Source organism: Vibrio sp. T13N (assembly GCF_032970445.1).
GTDB lineage: Bacteria > Pseudomonadota > Gammaproteobacteria > Enterobacterales > Vibrionaceae > Vibrio > Vibrio diabolicus.
This window is the reverse complement of record NZ_JAWJYE010000026.1, coordinates 1-15,842: the sequence shown is the minus strand read 5'-3', so window position 1 is coordinate 15,842 and position 15,842 is coordinate 1. Positions and strand designations below refer to the sequence as shown.

Below are 15,842 nucleotides of genomic sequence, written 5' to 3'. Positions count from 1 at the left end.
AGCAAAGACACCTAGGGCTATAGACAGTAGCCCCATGCCAATGCTAATTCCAAATATTACTGCATCAATAACTGTCATATATTCCTCATTTTCTCTTTAAGCTAACGCCGCATTAAGGTGTGAGCAGCGCTTGGCTATACTTGAGCGAAGCGAAACTGCCAAGCGTTGCGAATCCCTCTTGAACAGTTTGTTATGCTCGTGCTCAAAGAAATTGAAGGACTAAACAAGCTATAAACGCTGGCAGACCAGCTATAAAGAAAACTAAACCTGTCTGGTAGTTCATTCGATAGTGCTCGCGTTCGTCTTTTTGAAAATCATGCCCTTCTACCATTCTGTAGACTTTGTCTGTTCTAGGGTCATCTAACCGAGTCGTCTTACTATGAATACCACCTTCCCACATTAGCTTAGCCAAAACCCATATGACGATGACAACAAAGAAAAGAAAGTCGACCAACTGAGTCGTAGCAAAGAATGGAACAAACTGAGCTAGAGCGATAACAATAAGAGCCGCTGAGAGGTTAATTAGAAGCACTTTTTTGAATAAATCGAGCAAAATTACCTCCTAGAGCATAACGCCCTGCTAAGGGGTGAGCAACGCAATACCGAAGCCGCTGCATACCACCTTAATCACTAAAATCAACGCATAGTAAAAATGCCACGCGTTGTGAATCCCTCTTGAGCAGTTTGTTAGTTTTGCAGACCCAAAAGGTTGATTTTACGTTATTTTAAACTTTGCGAACAACAAACCTTATGTGCTTTGATGCAATTAAGTCAGGCGTAGTCTCAAAGCGGCTAGTCAATGAAACCACTTGGAATAAACAACGCCGCAGAAAACGAACTCACAACACCAAAAAGCACTTTTGGAAACCAATCTAACAATGCGGACTTTCAACAAAGCCACTGAAACCACGTGAACTTTCCACGCCAGAGGAAACGCCTTTTCAGCGAGTAAATCGGCTTTTGTAGAGACAAACTCAACGAGCAGAATTTCAGCAAAAAAGTTCACCTCAATTAGCCCAAAAGTCGCCGCACCAAAGAACAAATCAACCGTTGAAACGATGCCAATTTTGGATTTTTACCACGCTGATTAACACTGAAATTAAATGCCGATACGACATGAGCTTTTACCGCTAGATCTTGCGATATAGCTACGTTTTTCCTCTTGCAAACTAACGCCGCATTAAGGTGCGAACAACGCTAAATACCTAACCTAAACCACTGCACCTTAAACACTAAAGCCTAGTTTAAACTAAGATCGCCAAGCGTTATGAGTCACTCTTAAATGCTTTGTTATAACCACATGTTCTCACGGACTTCATAGTGGCTAACATGACGATCTGGATTCAATTTGTACTTTTCGTCCTCTGGATACAATTTGGCGACACTGATGTCTTTACCCGAAAATGCTTTGATACACTCAAGATCTTCCCAATAAGTCAACAACGTGATTTCAGCAATATCGCCTATATCTCTATTTAGAATTTGAGCACCGAGGAAACCTTTTGTACTAGATGTATCTTTGATTCCTGTCTCATACAGGTATGCAATAAACCCTTCTTCATACTCTTTAGGGCAAGTAGCTTTCCATTCCCTTGCTATCATAAATACTCCATTTTATGCCGTGGTTATAACGCCCTGTTAAGGTGTGAGCGGCGCTTGGCTATACTTGAGCGAAGCGAAACCGCCAAGCGTTGCGAATCACTCTTAAATGCTTTGTTATAAATTTTTTACTTCGATATTGCAGCGAGAAAACCTACAACCAAAGCTAAAGTAGCCACCCCTCCAAGGTCATTCTCCTTGTTGACAGCTTCGCTATCTTTCTGAACAGTATCGCCTTTACAAAGCTCACCCTCAATTGGAGGTTTACTCTCTTTTGGCAATCCAACGGTTGGAGTTTCAACTTCTGTGATTTCTAATGCCGATATTTTTGTAAATGCAGGTAATAGCTTAGACTTTACGTCTTCAGTGATCTTTTTGACATCTTCTAGATCTGGTTTTGTAAATTGCTTGTTATGTGCAATTTTATTACGTAATTCATAGAGCTTTTTCCACCTTGTTTCAAGGTAATTGGATTCACAATCGACTAATTCTGAAAAGTGACGAACCCAATTCGATGCTGGAACATACGGTTCGATTTCCTCAGGTGAGATGTCCCCAGCTTTCAATTTTTTAAGAATATCGGGAGTAATTTCTTTTAGAGGGTGCTCTTTGAATAGCAAATCATTGATCGTGATAAAGTCCATATCATAGAGAGGATTTGAACCATTCACTCCATTTTTGTTTCCTGACACAGCCACGTCATCTGGTATACTATCAATCCATTGAGGCCCCAACTTGATAAGGGCGAATTTCGAGTAAAGCTTGCGCATCAAGTTCTCTATATAATGAATATGGGGATAGGCTTTTTCAGCATAGAATGCAGACACACCATCAAAAACAGGAGTTATAGTTCCTTGCTGATTAGAAACCGTAATACGGATTTCTCTCAATAACTGCGCAAGGTGCTCTACGTCCTTTTCATTTTTATTGGAAGTAATAACTAGATCGAAAAGTTCAGTATCATGATTTTCGAAACGGTCTCCCTCGCTAGTTAAACCAAAACCAAACTCACTACCTTTAAACTTAATCGAATCGTTTGTTGCAACAACATCATCCAATAAGTTTATGAGTTTGATAAAAGTGTCAGCTCCAGAAAACTGAAATTTTTTCTTGTCGAACAAGATAAGATAGTTGACTTCCGTATTCATATATCCTCTTAAAATTTATAACGCCTTGTTAAGGTGTGAGGCACGCAATACCGAAGGTTCCGCATAACACCTTAACCACTAAAACCAACGCATAGTAAAAATGCCACGCGTGCCGAATCACTCTTGAACAATTTGTTATACGAATTTCTTCAGTGCCAACACTTGCTGTTCAAATAACTCACAATCTGACTTTGAGTATGACTTAGCGACATTAACCCATTGAACGCCCGTTTCATCTATGTGGCGAAACTCGACTTGAAGTGCATATTTAGAACAACGAAAAAGAGCAAAAACCAAACCTACAACCGTCAGACTAAGAACTAAAACGAGTAGCCATTGTGGCACCTCTTCCAACCTTGGAATAACTAACCAAACTGCCCCTGAAAAAACACACACCCAGAATAAAACTTGACCTAAATTATCAAGAAAACTTAACTTTTTAACCCTAACATTGTTTATCTTAGACAAAGGATATGAGTCTTTCTTAAACCTGAACTCTTTTGAATCCAAGTTAAAATCAGTACTTTTGTACATAATTTCCCTCTATTCGTATAACGCCCTGCTAAGGGGTGAGCAACGCAATACCTAAGCCGCCGCAAACCACCTTAAACACTAAAACCAACGCATAGTGAAAATGCCACGCGTTGCGAATCCCTCTTGAACAGTTTGTTAGGCGACATTTCTACGTTTAACTTCTTTCTCATACGAAGATTCGTTGTATAACCAGATAGCCCAAAATGTGAAAAACATCCCGATCGTGTAAATTGAGTAATTAAGAGCATTATCCGATAAGAAAATCGTAATGCTTGCCGCATTAGAAGATGGGTAAAGGAAAGTAACATTAAAAATCATGTACAAAATGGCTGTGACGAAAGTGGTTCTAAAAAGCCAATTTAAACATCCTTTCTTTCGAGATTTTTGCCAATTATCAAATGCTTTACCATTCATTAATCCACTCCTTTTCTGTTAACTGAAGCTAGATTCACGCCAAGATACTACCCACTAGTCTATCGTTTGTCTCATGTCGCCTAACGCCGCATTAAGGTGTGAGCAATGCTTGGCTATACTTTGAGCGAAGCGAAAACGCCAAGCGTTGCGAATCACTCTTAAATGCTTTGTTATTTTGCTGTTACCCACTGGCTTTCAAGCCCAATGGTGTGGCTGTCAAAATCAATTGAAGCATGAACACCCAGAGGTGTAACCAGCATTGGATGCGTATGACAACTATCGAAACCGTAAAGTATAGGAACGTTTTTACCATTTAACACTTCCAACAAAACGTCAACCGGCGTGCGCCCCGTCCCTTTGTCATTAAACAGTTCATGCTTGCCTAATACAATTGCACCAACCTTTTCAAACACACCGCAAGCCATTAAATGGGCAAAAGAGCGCTCGACTGTTTCTATACCTTTGAGAGAGTCTTCAAGCAGGAGGATATCGCCTGGCTCTATCTTAGGCATATATTGGCTACCCCATATGCCTGCCATGGTATTCAGATTGCCACCAATTATACGACCACTAACTTGGCCATTACCTAAAAATTGCCATTCATTTACGTAACTAGTTTTTGGAGAGTCTTGAGTTTCCCAGTCGTGCTTAACATCTGTCCACGACGAAGGCATTGTGTACTGGTATGAGTCAGACTCCGAGCATAAGATTTCCAGAAAGGACTTAAGTGTTTCTTCAACTAAGGGAGGAAACTCACCAAATGATGCAACCAGTGCAGGACCATAAAAAGTAATAAGCCCTGTTTGAGCATAGATACCCAGTAGCAAAGCTGTTACATCAGAGTAACCAATGATAATCTTGGGATCGTTTCTGAGTGCTTCATAGTCGATGTAGGGCAATAGAGAATTACTATTGCTACCACCAATTGTAGACATGATACACCGTACATTAGGGTCACGGATTAATCGGTTAAACTCTTCTGCACGTTCTAGAATTGAGCCTGAGCGATATGAGTCAGAACAGCCAGTAAGATGACCCTCCACTAGCTCAAAGCCTTGAGACTCCAGACAAGATTTTGCTCGCCTGAAGCGATTTGGCGCAAAAGCCGTTGCTGGTGATGAGGGTGAGAAAAAGCCAATTTTATCACCAACTTTTAAAGCTTGTGGGAATATCACTTACCCTTATCCTCCATAATTAAAATAAGCAAAATAACGCCCTGTTAAGGGGTGAGCAACGCAATACCCAAGCCGCAGCATACCACCTTAAACACTAAAACCAACGCATAGTGAAAATGCCACGCGTTGCGAATCCCTCTTGAACAGTTTGTTATATGTGAAGTTTTTTTGCGAAAAACTCATTCACTTTCTTCTCAAATATTTTCCTAGGATTAGACCAAGTTCGGTCATAACGTTTATCTATACCAAAAATAAACTCTTCCAAATTACTTACAGAAACAGAAATAGCCCGAGCCCAGATATTCATATCTGATACAAAATCTTCGTACACTTGCACACGGTGAGAGGATTTTATAGTTACTTCAGACCCTTTAACACTTTGTACTATTTGTATTACCCTAGACTCTTCACCTTGCTCCAGTTTGAGCGCGATATATGCAAGCTTTGTCCATTTATCAAAAATGGGAGTTGTAATCGAGTGACCGTTAGCTTCGCAAAGAAAGAAGAATAACTTCGTATAGTATGATTCGCCTAAGCCTTCAATCTTGCCTTCACCTTTTGTATCCATATATTGGAAGGCACCACTAATTTTTCCTTCAATAAGTAAACTATTCACTTTCTCTAATATTGAGACAATATCCTCTTTAGGGTAACGGAGCATTTTAGATAAGTTATCCTGCATATCTCCGCAAGAAGCTACGCCTCCCCAGATCATGACCGCAAAGAAAGCAGTATAGAGTGTATCTTTTCTAAATACTTCAACTACTCTGGAACGAGAGATTTTGTTATCGGGAAAGTGTGAGAAAACATCTTGAATTACGTTATGATGAGTATAGGTGAGATACTTACTCGGTATATCAAAAACCATCTCTTGTTTCACATAAATCGGGGTCTCATTTTCCTTAATGAATTGGGGTAACACCGTTATCTCCTTTACATATAACGCCGCATTAAGGTGTGAGCAACGCTACCACCTAACCCAAACCATTGCACCGTAAACACAAAACCTAACCTTGAACTAAAGGTGCCAAGCGTTGGGAATCACTCTTAAATGCTTTGTTATGCATTTAGTCGTTCTTCAGGTGAAAAGCTATCGTTCACAAACTTTAAGAATTCACAGCTTATAATTTTCGCTTGTTCCCAACCCAAATCACCAGAATCAACGACATAAAAGCCAGATATAACACCACCTTCAATTCTGGCCACGCAAACATTTCCATTACCATCGAAGCAAATTGGCATTGCGTCAGGCATATCGTGCTTTACCCCATAAATATCTTCGCCGTATATCTCCGACAAAGAAAAGAACTGTAACTCTTTGAAGCCAAAATAGACTATCGGGCCATCGCTAACACTCCACCAATTCAACATACTTTTAGGAAGAGTTATTYGAAATATAGTTTCTAACTTGTGTATTTCTTCCTGATTTGCGCCTGTAGGTCTATCTATAAATTCCATGAAGTACCTCTGATGCATAACGCCGCATTAAGGTGTGAGCAACGCTGCCACGAAACAAAACTACTGCGCCATAAACACAAAACCCAACGCGAAGCTGAAAATGCCAAGCGTTGGGAATCACTCTTAAATGCTTTGTTAGCAAAACCTGTTTATTAGTGAGCTAGTTTAAAGTTCTCTGCTTTTTCTGACTCAAACCTTGCAAAGTTTTCAATATTTCGAAGGTCGCGAACGTCGTAAACATTAACACCTAATGAGTTCATTTCATCTTCTAAAGACTTAAATGCAGCCTCGAGATTTTTATCTTTATACTCAGGGCGATCAATTGCAAAAAGAAAATCGCTAGCGTCAAGAGTATTTGAGTTTAGTAAATGCTTAACTCTTGAAATCCAAAACTCACCATGATCAATCAGCTTTAGAGGCTTATCTTGGTAAAAGCTAAGCGGTTTAATAGCTTTCGTTGTAACTCTATCCGTGGCTACCAATGGTAACTCGAAAGACACATAATCCGCATTAAGTTTACTTTTAGTAAACTTATATTTCGTTACACCATCCAATTGTTTTTTGAGACTTTTAACTAAAAGCGTTTCTCGATGCTCTTTTGTGTTGAAGCTTCTACCAACATATTGTTCAAACAGTTTTTCTAAAACAAGTTCTAGTGAATCACTAGTCAAAAGAGCAGCAGTCTCACTAAAAGTAAGGAATCCCTCTCTTTGTCTTGTAACTTCATCCATGAAACCGGCTAACTCTTTTCCACGCATTCCTTTAGCAAAATCTTGAATACGCTTAAGCTCAAAATTAAACATTTCGATAGCATTAGAGTATAACTGACCATCAAGGTCATCAAAAAACTGAGAAACTCGGCCAAACCTTTTATTTGCCAACCTAAACAGCACACTACCTGTTTGAGGTGCGTGAATCACAATACCGACGTTAGCGAACTCTTGAGTTTCAGTAAAAGGCATAAAACGTATTACTGAATAACGTACTAGATTTTTCATTTTATACCCTCCCAAAATTCAGGTGTTCTAAAGCGTGATAATGTTACTCGAATCTCTTCTACAATACCATCATCACCGCAGTTTTCGAGCCATTCTTCCGGTATAGACTCTAATATAGAGTCTAGTTCACTGAAGCAATTTTCCAGTAATTCTTCGTACGACTCATGGTCTAGTAACGACATTTGTTCAGAAAACCAAGCACTTGAGCCCACATGAAGTGCTTTCAAGTCATTAAATGTCTCATCGTGGTCAACATCAAAGGCTAGGTTGTGGTCTAGAACAATAAAAGACTGAAGATCCGAGCGGATGAACAGATTAGGATTACCGCCACTTTGTGTAAGGTTACGGTCGCCATTTTTGATCCAGTAGTCGAACAGGAATAACAGTTTCAGACCATCTGAGTCAAGTTCACATAGTTTTTGGTAAGGGACATCTTGAATATTGTCTTCATACTTAGATGCAAACCAATCACCTTCACTGAGCTCGTAGTGTCCAAACTCCAGTAGAGAACCGTCAACGTAAGCAATTTCAAAATCGGGGACTGGTAGCCCAATAGCTTTTCCTAACTTCCCACATACCCATTCGTTAATTAGCCCTCGATAGGTAGTATTAGGCCCTTTTACAATATACTGATTATTGTCATCGCCAACACAAAGGTAAGGCCCCGTTTGGCCTTGTTTCATCTTTCTAATTATTCTTTCGATGTAAATCATATATGGCTGAAACTATGTAAATTTGATGATTGTAAATTACCACAATCGGTATAAAAGTCGATATCTGGTTGAATGGTTTTGCTAACGCCGCGTTAAGTGGTGAGCAACGCATACCACCGCACTCAAACCATTGTGCCGTAAACACTAAAGCTGATTCAAACTAAAAATGCCAAGCGTTGGGAATCCGTCTTAAACGCTTTGTTAGGCAAATTTCCGTTTACTCACTTACTTGGTTTGAAAACAGAATACCTTAAACACGATAAGCAACCAATTACCCAATGACTTTTTGTGATTCAAGAACTACTAAAGCCACTATGTTACAGCCTCACTTTTTACGCTCACGAAATACAGCCTTTCAGCGAGAAAGTAGCTTTTGAACCTGAGAAACTCAAAGCTGCGAAATGACAGCGAATACGAAAGCTTCTTTGAACTAGCCCTTTCCACACCTTAAGCCAGTGAAACTCACCACCGACCAACACTGAAAACCAATGAGGCAACCCACGAATTTTGACATGTTTTACGGTTGGAGAGGTTCAAGGACTTGAGCCGACAATGCTGAATTGCCGACTACGAAAAACGACCTGCCAGAGGGAACAAGAAGATTAGAACTAAGAACTTTTTTGCCCTTTGCCTAACGCCCTGTTAAGGGGTGAGCAACGCAATACCGAAGCCGTCACATACCACCTTAATCACTAAAAACAACGCATAGTAAAAATGCCACGCGTTGCGAATCCCTCTTGAACAGTTTGTTAACTGAGCGCCCTTCAGTTTTCGCCGAGCTTACAGCCACTGTAGCCAAAGCTGGTTTCACTAATTAATGATTAGTAAAGCTAACTCAAATATGTGTTTAACCAAAAGATTACAGTTTATCTTTAGTTTGAAATGTGTCTCACAACACCATACTTCGGCGATGTAAGTTCGCCGAACTAATCGCGAATGCCTTATATTATTAGAAGGCTTTGTGCCGCCTTTCACATCAGTAAACTTAAGTACCAAATTTAAATTAGTCGCATTAGCTAAATTAAGGAAACCAACCGAACACGCTAGACCTCTGGACCTAGAAACCGTATCAATGTGCTTTCGTATTTTCTGCGCCAGTTAACGCCCAATTAAGGGGTGAACAACGCCTCCACCCAACCTAAAGCATTGTGCCATAAACACTAAACTGGCTTGAAGTGAAAGTGCCAAGCGTTGTGAATCCCTCTTAAATTGCTTGTTATGTTCTAAGCCACCCTATTGCGCTAAATGGGATTAACTCAAGCTAATGAACTACTTCTTATCTTTGTCGTTTAAGTGATCACGTTTGCTAGTTATTGGAATACCATAGGCTTTCATGCTACCAGCATGTTTAAGGCAGTAAGGACAATTGTAGTCCTCTAACTCTCGGCTACCTCCTGGCACTCCCATTTGATCTTCTACCGAAAATTTCTTGCCACAGCCCGTATTTGGGCACGTTTCAATTGACATAAAATACACTCCTTTTTCATTTATTACTTATCACTACGCAAAGCACTATGCTGATTGTTTGCAAACAGTTGATTAATAGACACTTTGACACAGCCGAAATGAACATAACGCCGCGTTAAGGTGTGAGTAACGCAATACCAAAGCCTCTGCAAACCACCTTAAACACAAAAAATAACGCATAGTAAAAACGCCAAGCGTTACGAATCACTCTTAAACGCTTTGTTATGGCTCTGAGCCTCGTATTGTTCAATTAGTTTTTCTACGTCATATTGAAAGCCATTACGTATTAACTCTTTTGAGCGTTCTATATCACCCAACATCTCATTTACGGAAGCACTTACATTACCGAACATAAAGCAATAATGGTCAGGCACGGTTTCGTTGCTATTAACAGGACTAGCTATTACAGCAAACAACAGCGCACCGATTAGAGCTAAAGGAAAGTGCATGACCCCGTTTTTCATAGCAATCCAATTATCATCCGTAAATTGCACAATTTGAGGCATTTCGCCCTCATGTAAGAGAGAGCAACGCAAAACACGGTAAACAACATCCTCAAAGGGAATTGGATCAGGCTGACTATCTGAATCAACGAACTCGAATGTCATTTTTTTACAAGCAGTCGGAGTTCCGTTGGTTAACGACCACATGACGAAAGGAAGATTCTCCGTCAGAAAAAGCTTACAACGTTTAGTTGTCTGTAAATTTGGATATTCCTTTTTTGCCGTACCATCAATAGCAATCGCTAGCTGAATAAATGCGTTCTCTGCATCTCCAATCTGCAATTTGTTTATACATTCTTGAATTCTTTTGCTGATAGACATAATTATTCACCTTGAGCCATAACGCCCTGTTAAGGAGTGAGCAACGCAATACTGAAGCTCCCGCATACCACCTTAAACACTAAACGCAACGCATAGTAAAAATGCCACGCGTTGCGAATCACTCTTAAACAAATTGTTATGTGCGCTTTTGATTTTAACCACAGATCCGCTTAGCAACAAATTAATATTGTGAGATACTGAACGTAATTTACTGATTTTTAGGCTCTATTATGAAAGCTCAGGTTTTTGCACAATCTCTTCCTACAGTGGAAGTCAATAACAACACCCACTCAGTGAACGGTGGCGATGGTGAATCCAAAGCTGCTGCTGATCTACTGCTTGCAACTCGTGGAGAAGTTCAGTGGAGTAGCAGAGAAGTTGATGGTAGAAAAATTGATATTGAATTTAGTGCAGAACACCCTTGGTATGAGAAAGAGAACTTCTCACTAAATTTTCAAGTAAAAGCAGGACACAGTTACGTAAATCACAAACCTACCAATATGCTGTTTGCCCCTAACTCACAACTGTTCAAGTCAATTCAACGACAAAGCGATAAGATTGGTTTGATCTGGGTTGACCCAGATAAAAACACCTCTCAATGGTGCCTAATTCGTCCAAACTCAAAATATATGAGTAAAGGATATGGTGTACATCACAAGATAACACCAGCGACTCTGTACGATTTAGCTAGATGCTACGGTCGTGACTTAAACAAACCCAAACATGGTCAAGGCATATGTATATCTAGGAAACCACGAAACTTAAAGGTTCTACGTTCAATCGCGATGAACAGTTACTATGGGAACAAGGTCGTTCTTTCACCAGTGTTAGGTGAAATCAAGTTCACTAGATTAGGTTGGAGGCATATGTTTAGAAAGTCTCGACGTGAAGACTATAAAGAGACTTCATTACAAGTAATTCCTAGGCTTGGGAAACTGTTGGAACACATTCCTCGAGAACATATTGTGCACTCGACTAAATACTATTCAATTGGCGACTTTGAGTACAGAGAATGTGAACATGTTATGTCTTTTACACAAGTAAAAGACGCTGACAACAATTATTTGAACGTGACAGTGAAAGTATTGGAGTACGTTCGATACCCTAAAAACTGGAAAGAACGCAGTTACTTAACTCAGCTGGTACAGAGAGAGACTAGGTTATTGTCTGCTTACATCCTTGAAGGTTAGGAAGAGCAATGCACGTAGCATCCTTTATTTGTCACGCTGTTAGCAAAAAAGTTGCTCACAGCGGACATGCATAAGCCTTTAAAGGTATTAGTGCATGCCTCCCTAGACCGGAAGATTACACTACTTTATTACTCACTCGCAAGATAATATTTATAGCCTAATCTAACTCGACGCTCAAGCACATAACGCCGCATTAAGGTGTGAGCAACGCTACTACAAAGCTTGACCACGCCACCGTAAACACCGTACTCAACTATGAAACGAAAATGCTGAGCGTTGAGAATCACTCTTAAATGCATTGTTAGGCAATAGCATCATCCCAAAGGCAGCAATACTAATGCCCAAAAAGTCCGCCCCTACATGCTCAAACTGTACAGTTTCTCTAGCAGGTCCACCATATACTCCAATGAGTGGCTGCCACAATAGCTCCCAAAACCAACTAGCAAAAATACCGAGTACTACGCTTACAATTATCAAACTAAACTTCTGGCTTAACCGGCTTTCTATTTTCTCTTCAAACTCTTCTCTTCCATTTCTTGCAAACGGAAAATTAGAGAAAAATAGCACACCGCCATAAAGAGTGAGAGGAACAACAAATCTCTTTATCCACTGACCGAGTGTGTAATGTTCTATAAATGCAAAAACAAACAGCAAAAAAACATGCGCGGCAAGCCAAAGCCATACAACATAGATCTTCCGGCCCAAAATCAAATTCGCATAGCTTGTAAACATTAACGTTAACCCACAAAGACCCATTAAGTGCCCTAACTCTCTATTTTGAGTAATCCAATTTTCCTTTGCAATAATCGCAATGGTTAATCCAATGACCCATAGCCACCAAGTTAACTTGTTAACGTTATCCACGTATCCTCCTGTTGCCTAACGCCGCGTTAAGTGGTGAACAACGCAAACCACCAAACCTAAACCATTGTACCTTAAACACTTAACCTGACTGGAGCTGAAGCCACCAAGCGTTGTGAATCCGCCTTAAACGCCTTGTTAGGCGAAGTTGTCCACCAGTGTTTAAGTTGTCTTGAAAGCAGATTACCCGAAACAAAATAAGCAACCAAACACCCACTGACTTTTTGTGATTCAAGAACCACAAAAGTCACTATGTTACAGCCTCACTTTTAACAACCACGAAATGCGAATTTGCAGCAACTAAGTAGCTTTTGAACCTGACAAACTAATAGCTACGAGCTAATAGCAAAAACGAAAGCTTCGATTGGCTTGCCTTCGCCACACTTTGGGCCAGTGAAACTCACCACCAACTAGCAACAAGAACCAATGAGGCAACCCACGAATTTTGGCACGTTTTACGGTTGGAGATATTCAAGAATTTGAACCGACAATACTAAATTGCCGACTAGGAAAAACAAACGGCTAAAGGGATTTAAGAAGATGAGAGCAAAGAACTTGTCTGCCCGTCGCCTAACGCCCTGTTAAGGTGTGAGCAACGCAATACCGAAGCTCCCGCATATCAACTTAAACACTAAAACCAACGCATAGTAAAAATGCCACGCGTTGCGAATCACTCTTAAACAGTTTGTTATGCCTTGCCCCACTCAGTTCGAAGAGCTGCCAAAACCACTGTATCCCACCACTGTCCTTTGAAAAAACGATGCTCTCTAAAATGTGCTTCTTGGCGCATACCCAGAGACTTACAGAGCTTAATAGCTGGCAGGTTTTTGCTGATTGTCTCAGCATAAATGCGGTGAACTCCCAACTCCGAGAACCCGAAATCTGCTAGAGCCAAGGCGGCTTCATGACTTAACTTATTACCTTGAGAGACTCTGGAAAATGCACACCCCATCGAAGCCTGCTGATTATCCGCTAACCGTAAACAAACAGTACCAACAAACTCACCTGATACCTTACGCTCGACAGCTAATTGGTATGATTTTCTTGGTTTCTCAGAAGCCTGAGCTATAAACAAGCGTGTTAACTCTCGGTATTTATTAGGGTCACAATCGCTTTCGTCATAAAAACGCTGATATTTAGCATCCTGAGACATAGCAACAAAAGCGTCTTCATCATTCGGAGTCATATCCCTAATAATCAGACGCTTAGTCTCGATTTTAAACATCGAAAGTTCCTTTTCCTTGTGAGGCATAACGCCGCGTTAAGTAGTGAGCAACGCCACCACAAAACCTAAACATTGTGCCGTAGACACTAAAGCTAAATCAAACCGAAAGTACCGCGCGTTGCGAATCTGCCTTAAACGCTTTGTTATGTTCGTACTACAATGTTTAGTGCGATTATATCGAGTTGCCCTAACTCATTAAAATTTAGACGAAAGTGCTTGTAACCTTCGTTGTGATTAATCACTTCTGATTCGACGTGTTGCTTAAGCCAAAAAGATGAGCATATTTCATAACAGCAGTCATCTCGCTCCCCTTCAAGTAAATCAAACACCATCTGCCACTTGAATGCTACAGGTTCGGCAAAATACAACTTTACCGCTTTTTCTTGCCAATCTTTAAACTCAGCTCGTAAATCACCATCTTCTTGATGGATTTCAGGATATTCTGCATCTGCAGTAGAAAACCCCAAATCTAGTAATTTAACTGTTTCCATAGCCCTTCCTAGCCTAAAGAACATAACGCCGCATTAAGGTGTGAGCAACGCTACTACCAAACCTTAACCATATCACAGTAAACACAAACCCCAACCTTTACACCAAAAATGCCAAGCGTTGGGAATCACTCTTAAATGCTTTGTTATTGCGCTAGTTATTACCGCAAGCCAAAGCACCCTTGATGCTGCTAACATTTTTCAATGTATTATCGAGCAATAAAGGAACTGATATAATGCGAGACTTGATCAAAGCAAAGTCAAAGCTTGAACTACCAGAAGGCATGCTTTCAAGCGTAATAGATGCTATGGCAGATTTACACCCACAGCTACCTATATTTTTTTCTAGTGTCAGCTTCATATCTACTAGAGTTAGATTGTTACGGTCATAAGTATCGCTAGTATCAATAGAAACACAATTTGAAAGTGTATTCTCGAAGTCAACGAAACTACTTGCAGTCTGCTGCGCGAACGACAAAAAGGGGAGGCAACAAAATAATAAAATACAGATTCTAGCCAACATAAGTTCCACCATTAGTTTTTACATTCGGTTGGTATTTGATACTTAACATAAGCTTCCGAGCATCTGTTTTTTTGATAAACGCTCTAAGTTCATTGAAGAAGCGTCCTTCCACTTCGATACAGCCATGGCTGTATCCTTTAGTTGAATCATGAAGGTAAAAGCCACTTCTCGAAGGTCTGCATCTTTTTTTGGTAACCTCGTCGTATGGTTCAAAGCGCACCCGATTATAGCCCCAGTTAGCCCAGTAAGGATCACACTCGCCTGCGCTTTCTCCACGCGGTATTTCTTGAACCTGCCATGATGGTTTAAGCACACAAAAGCCAGAACCATCATCTTCAGCCAAAGCTCCCAATATAAGAGGAATATAGTATTTTCCCTCTGGGACAGGACCTTTATCTGGAAGACACTGGTCTTCAGGGTATTGATAACCCTTCATTCCAGAAGTCGCTTTAAAGGTACCGCGCCCGTGCCACTTCAGCTCTGTTCCTGTATAAACCAAACTCTCCATGTGTAACTCCTTTTCACTTTGAAAAGGCAAATATTCATTTGAGTGAATAACGAATTAAACTGTATGTTTTTAGTTTAATTTATCGCATCTTATGCCAGAGACAGGCGGTGATTGAAATTGCGAGCAATGCAACACTATCGCCTAGCGCTATAACGCCCTGTTAAGGGGTGAGCAACGCAATACCAAAGCCGCTGCATACCACCTTAAACACTTAAACCAACGCATAGTAAAAATGCCACGCGTTGCGAATCCCTCTTGAACAGTTTGTTAGTATTCAGACCCAACCTGTTACACCGAACTTAAAAAGAAGTCTTATTTGTCAGTTCTCTATCGTCTTGATACCACAGTTTTCACAGATCGTATGTCGAGAAAACTCATCCATAGAAGCTAAAAATGGACCAACTGCCCAGCCTTTGATTAACCCAGCAATAAACTCTTTACGCTTTTGATGTTTTACACCAGCAAAAGGACTTGGATTCCTAATCAATACGGTAATATGTTTGGATTTAATGTTGCAAGCAGAACACTGATATTTGTCTATCTGATGAAGCACTAATTTTCCTCCTGAATACTAACGCGCAGTTAAGGTGTGAGAGACGCACATGCACCCTAACCTAAAATAAACTCTGATAAATCCGTGCCTATTTGGGCACTAAAACCCCAATGCGTTTCGAATCGCCTTGAACGTCTTGTTATTCCGCAACTAAAGTCGGCTAT

The 15,842-nt window shown here is 40.4% G+C and carries 19 protein-coding genes; 1 reads left to right on the top strand and 18 read right to left on the bottom strand.

What is annotated here, in order from left to right:
* Window positions 1-202: 202 nt before the first annotated feature.
* From R2S67_RS21980 to R2S67_RS21920, 12 genes are all read right to left on the bottom strand, one after another.
* Window positions 203-553 (bottom strand): hypothetical protein, encoded by a 351-nt coding sequence (locus R2S67_RS21980; protein WP_038152015.1) that lies wholly within the window; start codon window positions 551-553, stop codon window positions 203-205.
* 737 nt (window positions 554-1,290) lie between these two features.
* Window positions 1,291-1,602: an antibiotic biosynthesis monooxygenase family protein gene (locus R2S67_RS21975; protein ID WP_020840762.1), complete on the bottom strand. Its 312-nt coding sequence runs from the start codon at window positions 1,600-1,602 to the stop codon at window positions 1,291-1,293.
* A 125-nt stretch (window positions 1,603-1,727) separates the two neighbouring features.
* Complete coding sequence (locus tag R2S67_RS21970) at window positions 1,728-2,747, bottom strand: HEPN domain-containing protein (protein ID WP_029849781.1); 1,020 nt, start codon at window positions 2,745-2,747, stop codon at window positions 1,728-1,730.
* Window positions 2,748-2,882: 135 nt separating this feature from the next.
* Window positions 2,883-3,281 carry a DUF6232 family protein gene (locus R2S67_RS21965; protein WP_017058505.1) on the bottom strand — a complete coding sequence of 133 codons (399 nt, stop codon included), beginning with the start codon at window positions 3,279-3,281 and terminating at the stop codon, window positions 2,883-2,885.
* Window positions 3,282-3,416: 135 nt separating this feature from the next.
* A complete protein-coding gene (locus R2S67_RS21960; protein ID WP_017633714.1) occupies window positions 3,417-3,695 on the bottom strand; it encodes a hypothetical protein in 279 nt (92 codons plus the stop codon).
* A 170-nt stretch (window positions 3,696-3,865) separates the two neighbouring features.
* Window positions 3,866-4,870 (bottom strand): S66 peptidase family protein, encoded by a 1,005-nt coding sequence (locus tag R2S67_RS21955; RefSeq protein ID WP_104973951.1) that lies wholly within the window; start codon window positions 4,868-4,870, stop codon window positions 3,866-3,868.
* A 151-nt stretch (window positions 4,871-5,021) separates the two neighbouring features.
* Window positions 5,022-5,792: a hypothetical protein gene (locus R2S67_RS21945; RefSeq protein ID WP_317347062.1), complete on the bottom strand. Its 771-nt coding sequence runs from the start codon at window positions 5,790-5,792 to the stop codon at window positions 5,022-5,024.
* 137 nt (window positions 5,793-5,929) lie between these two features.
* On the bottom strand, window positions 5,930-6,328 hold the full coding sequence (locus R2S67_RS21940; protein WP_317347061.1) for an SMI1/KNR4 family protein: 399 nt from the start codon (window positions 6,326-6,328) through the stop codon (window positions 5,930-5,932).
* Between the two features lie 152 nt (window positions 6,329-6,480).
* Entirely contained in the window at window positions 6,481-7,326 is an 846-nt protein-coding gene (locus R2S67_RS21935) for a DUF3037 domain-containing protein (protein ID WP_186584892.1), read from the bottom strand.
* Window positions 7,323-8,039, bottom strand: coding sequence for a HipA family kinase (locus R2S67_RS21930; protein ID WP_309474403.1), 717 nt, complete (start codon window positions 8,037-8,039; stop codon window positions 7,323-7,325). Before R2S67_RS21930 ends, R2S67_RS21935 begins: the two co-directional genes overlap by 4 nt.
* A gap of 1,269 nt (window positions 8,040-9,308) precedes the next feature.
* Complete coding sequence (locus R2S67_RS21925) at window positions 9,309-9,506, bottom strand: hypothetical protein (RefSeq protein ID WP_317347059.1); 198 nt, start codon at window positions 9,504-9,506, stop codon at window positions 9,309-9,311.
* 197 nt (window positions 9,507-9,703) lie between these two features.
* On the bottom strand, window positions 9,704-10,330 hold the full coding sequence (locus R2S67_RS21920; protein ID WP_275725102.1) for a hypothetical protein: 627 nt from the start codon (window positions 10,328-10,330) through the stop codon (window positions 9,704-9,706).
* Window positions 10,331-10,560: 230 nt separating this feature from the next.
* On the opposite strand from R2S67_RS21920, the gene R2S67_RS21915 reads away from it, so the two are divergent.
* On the top strand, window positions 10,561-11,520 hold the full coding sequence (locus R2S67_RS21915) for a hypothetical protein (protein ID WP_317347058.1): 960 nt from the start codon (window positions 10,561-10,563) through the stop codon (window positions 11,518-11,520).
* 249 nt (window positions 11,521-11,769) lie between these two features.
* Here the strand turns inward: R2S67_RS21915 and R2S67_RS21910 are convergent, their stop codons facing one another.
* From R2S67_RS21910 to R2S67_RS21880, 6 genes are all read right to left on the bottom strand, one after another.
* Window positions 11,770-12,384: a hypothetical protein gene (locus R2S67_RS21910; protein ID WP_193295142.1), complete on the bottom strand. Its 615-nt coding sequence runs from the start codon at window positions 12,382-12,384 to the stop codon at window positions 11,770-11,772.
* A 685-nt stretch (window positions 12,385-13,069) separates the two neighbouring features.
* Window positions 13,070-13,606 (bottom strand): GNAT family protein, encoded by a 537-nt coding sequence (locus tag R2S67_RS21905; protein WP_317347056.1) that lies wholly within the window; start codon window positions 13,604-13,606, stop codon window positions 13,070-13,072.
* 143 nt (window positions 13,607-13,749) lie between these two features.
* The gene (locus R2S67_RS21900) at window positions 13,750-14,097 is read right to left on the bottom strand and encodes a hypothetical protein (RefSeq protein ID WP_198778468.1); all 348 of its coding nucleotides are present in this window, start codon (window positions 14,095-14,097) and stop codon (window positions 13,750-13,752) included.
* 151 nt (window positions 14,098-14,248) lie between these two features.
* Complete coding sequence (locus R2S67_RS21895) at window positions 14,249-14,617, bottom strand: DUF2195 family protein (RefSeq protein ID WP_053350296.1); 369 nt, start codon at window positions 14,615-14,617, stop codon at window positions 14,249-14,251.
* The gene (locus R2S67_RS21890) at window positions 14,607-15,125 is read right to left on the bottom strand and encodes a L,D-transpeptidase family protein (protein WP_317347054.1); all 519 of its coding nucleotides are present in this window, start codon (window positions 15,123-15,125) and stop codon (window positions 14,607-14,609) included. The genes R2S67_RS21895 and R2S67_RS21890 overlap by 11 nt, the downstream gene beginning before the upstream one ends.
* 319 nt (window positions 15,126-15,444) lie before the next feature.
* A complete protein-coding gene (locus R2S67_RS21880) occupies window positions 15,445-15,678 on the bottom strand; it encodes a hypothetical protein (protein ID WP_005377029.1) in 234 nt (77 codons plus the stop codon).
* Window positions 15,679-15,842: the final 164 nt, after the last annotated feature.

What these genes read in the sequence shown, in the direction of transcription:
- R2S67_RS21920 (WP_275725102.1), bottom strand. Translation starts at nt 10,330, where the DNA reads ATGTCTATCAGCAAAAGAATTCAAGAATGTATAAACAAATTGCAGATT.
- R2S67_RS21915 (WP_317347058.1), top strand. Translation starts at nt 10,561, where the DNA reads ATGAAAGCTCAGGTTTTTGCACAATCTCTTCCTACAGTGGAAGTCAAT.
- R2S67_RS21925 (WP_317347059.1), bottom strand. Translation starts at nt 9,506, where the DNA reads ATGTCAATTGAAACGTGCCCAAATACGGGCTGTGGCAAGAAATTTTCG.
- R2S67_RS21900 (WP_198778468.1), bottom strand. Translation starts at nt 14,097, where the DNA reads ATGGAAACAGTTAAATTACTAGATTTGGGGTTTTCTACTGCAGATGCA.
- R2S67_RS21895 (WP_053350296.1), bottom strand. Translation starts at nt 14,617, where the DNA reads ATGTTGGCTAGAATCTGTATTTTATTATTTTGTTGCCTCCCCTTTTTG.
- R2S67_RS21965 (WP_017058505.1), bottom strand. Translation starts at nt 3,281, where the DNA reads ATGTACAAAAGTACTGATTTTAACTTGGATTCAAAAGAGTTCAGGTTT.
- R2S67_RS21960 (WP_017633714.1), bottom strand. Translation starts at nt 3,695, where the DNA reads ATGAATGGTAAAGCATTTGATAATTGGCAAAAATCTCGAAAGAAAGGA.
- R2S67_RS21975 (WP_020840762.1), bottom strand. Translation starts at nt 1,602, where the DNA reads ATGATAGCAAGGGAATGGAAAGCTACTTGCCCTAAAGAGTATGAAGAA.
- R2S67_RS21930 (WP_309474403.1), bottom strand. Translation starts at nt 8,039, where the DNA reads ATGATTTACATCGAAAGAATAATTAGAAAGATGAAACAAGGCCAAACG.
- R2S67_RS21890 (WP_317347054.1), bottom strand. Translation starts at nt 15,125, where the DNA reads ATGGAGAGTTTGGTTTATACAGGAACAGAGCTGAAGTGGCACGGGCGC.
- R2S67_RS21970 (WP_029849781.1), bottom strand. Translation starts at nt 2,747, where the DNA reads ATGAATACGGAAGTCAACTATCTTATCTTGTTCGACAAGAAAAAATTT.
- R2S67_RS21905 (WP_317347056.1), bottom strand. Translation starts at nt 13,606, where the DNA reads ATGTTTAAAATCGAGACTAAGCGTCTGATTATTAGGGATATGACTCCG.
- R2S67_RS21935 (WP_186584892.1), bottom strand. Translation starts at nt 7,326, where the DNA reads ATGAAAAATCTAGTACGTTATTCAGTAATACGTTTTATGCCTTTTACT.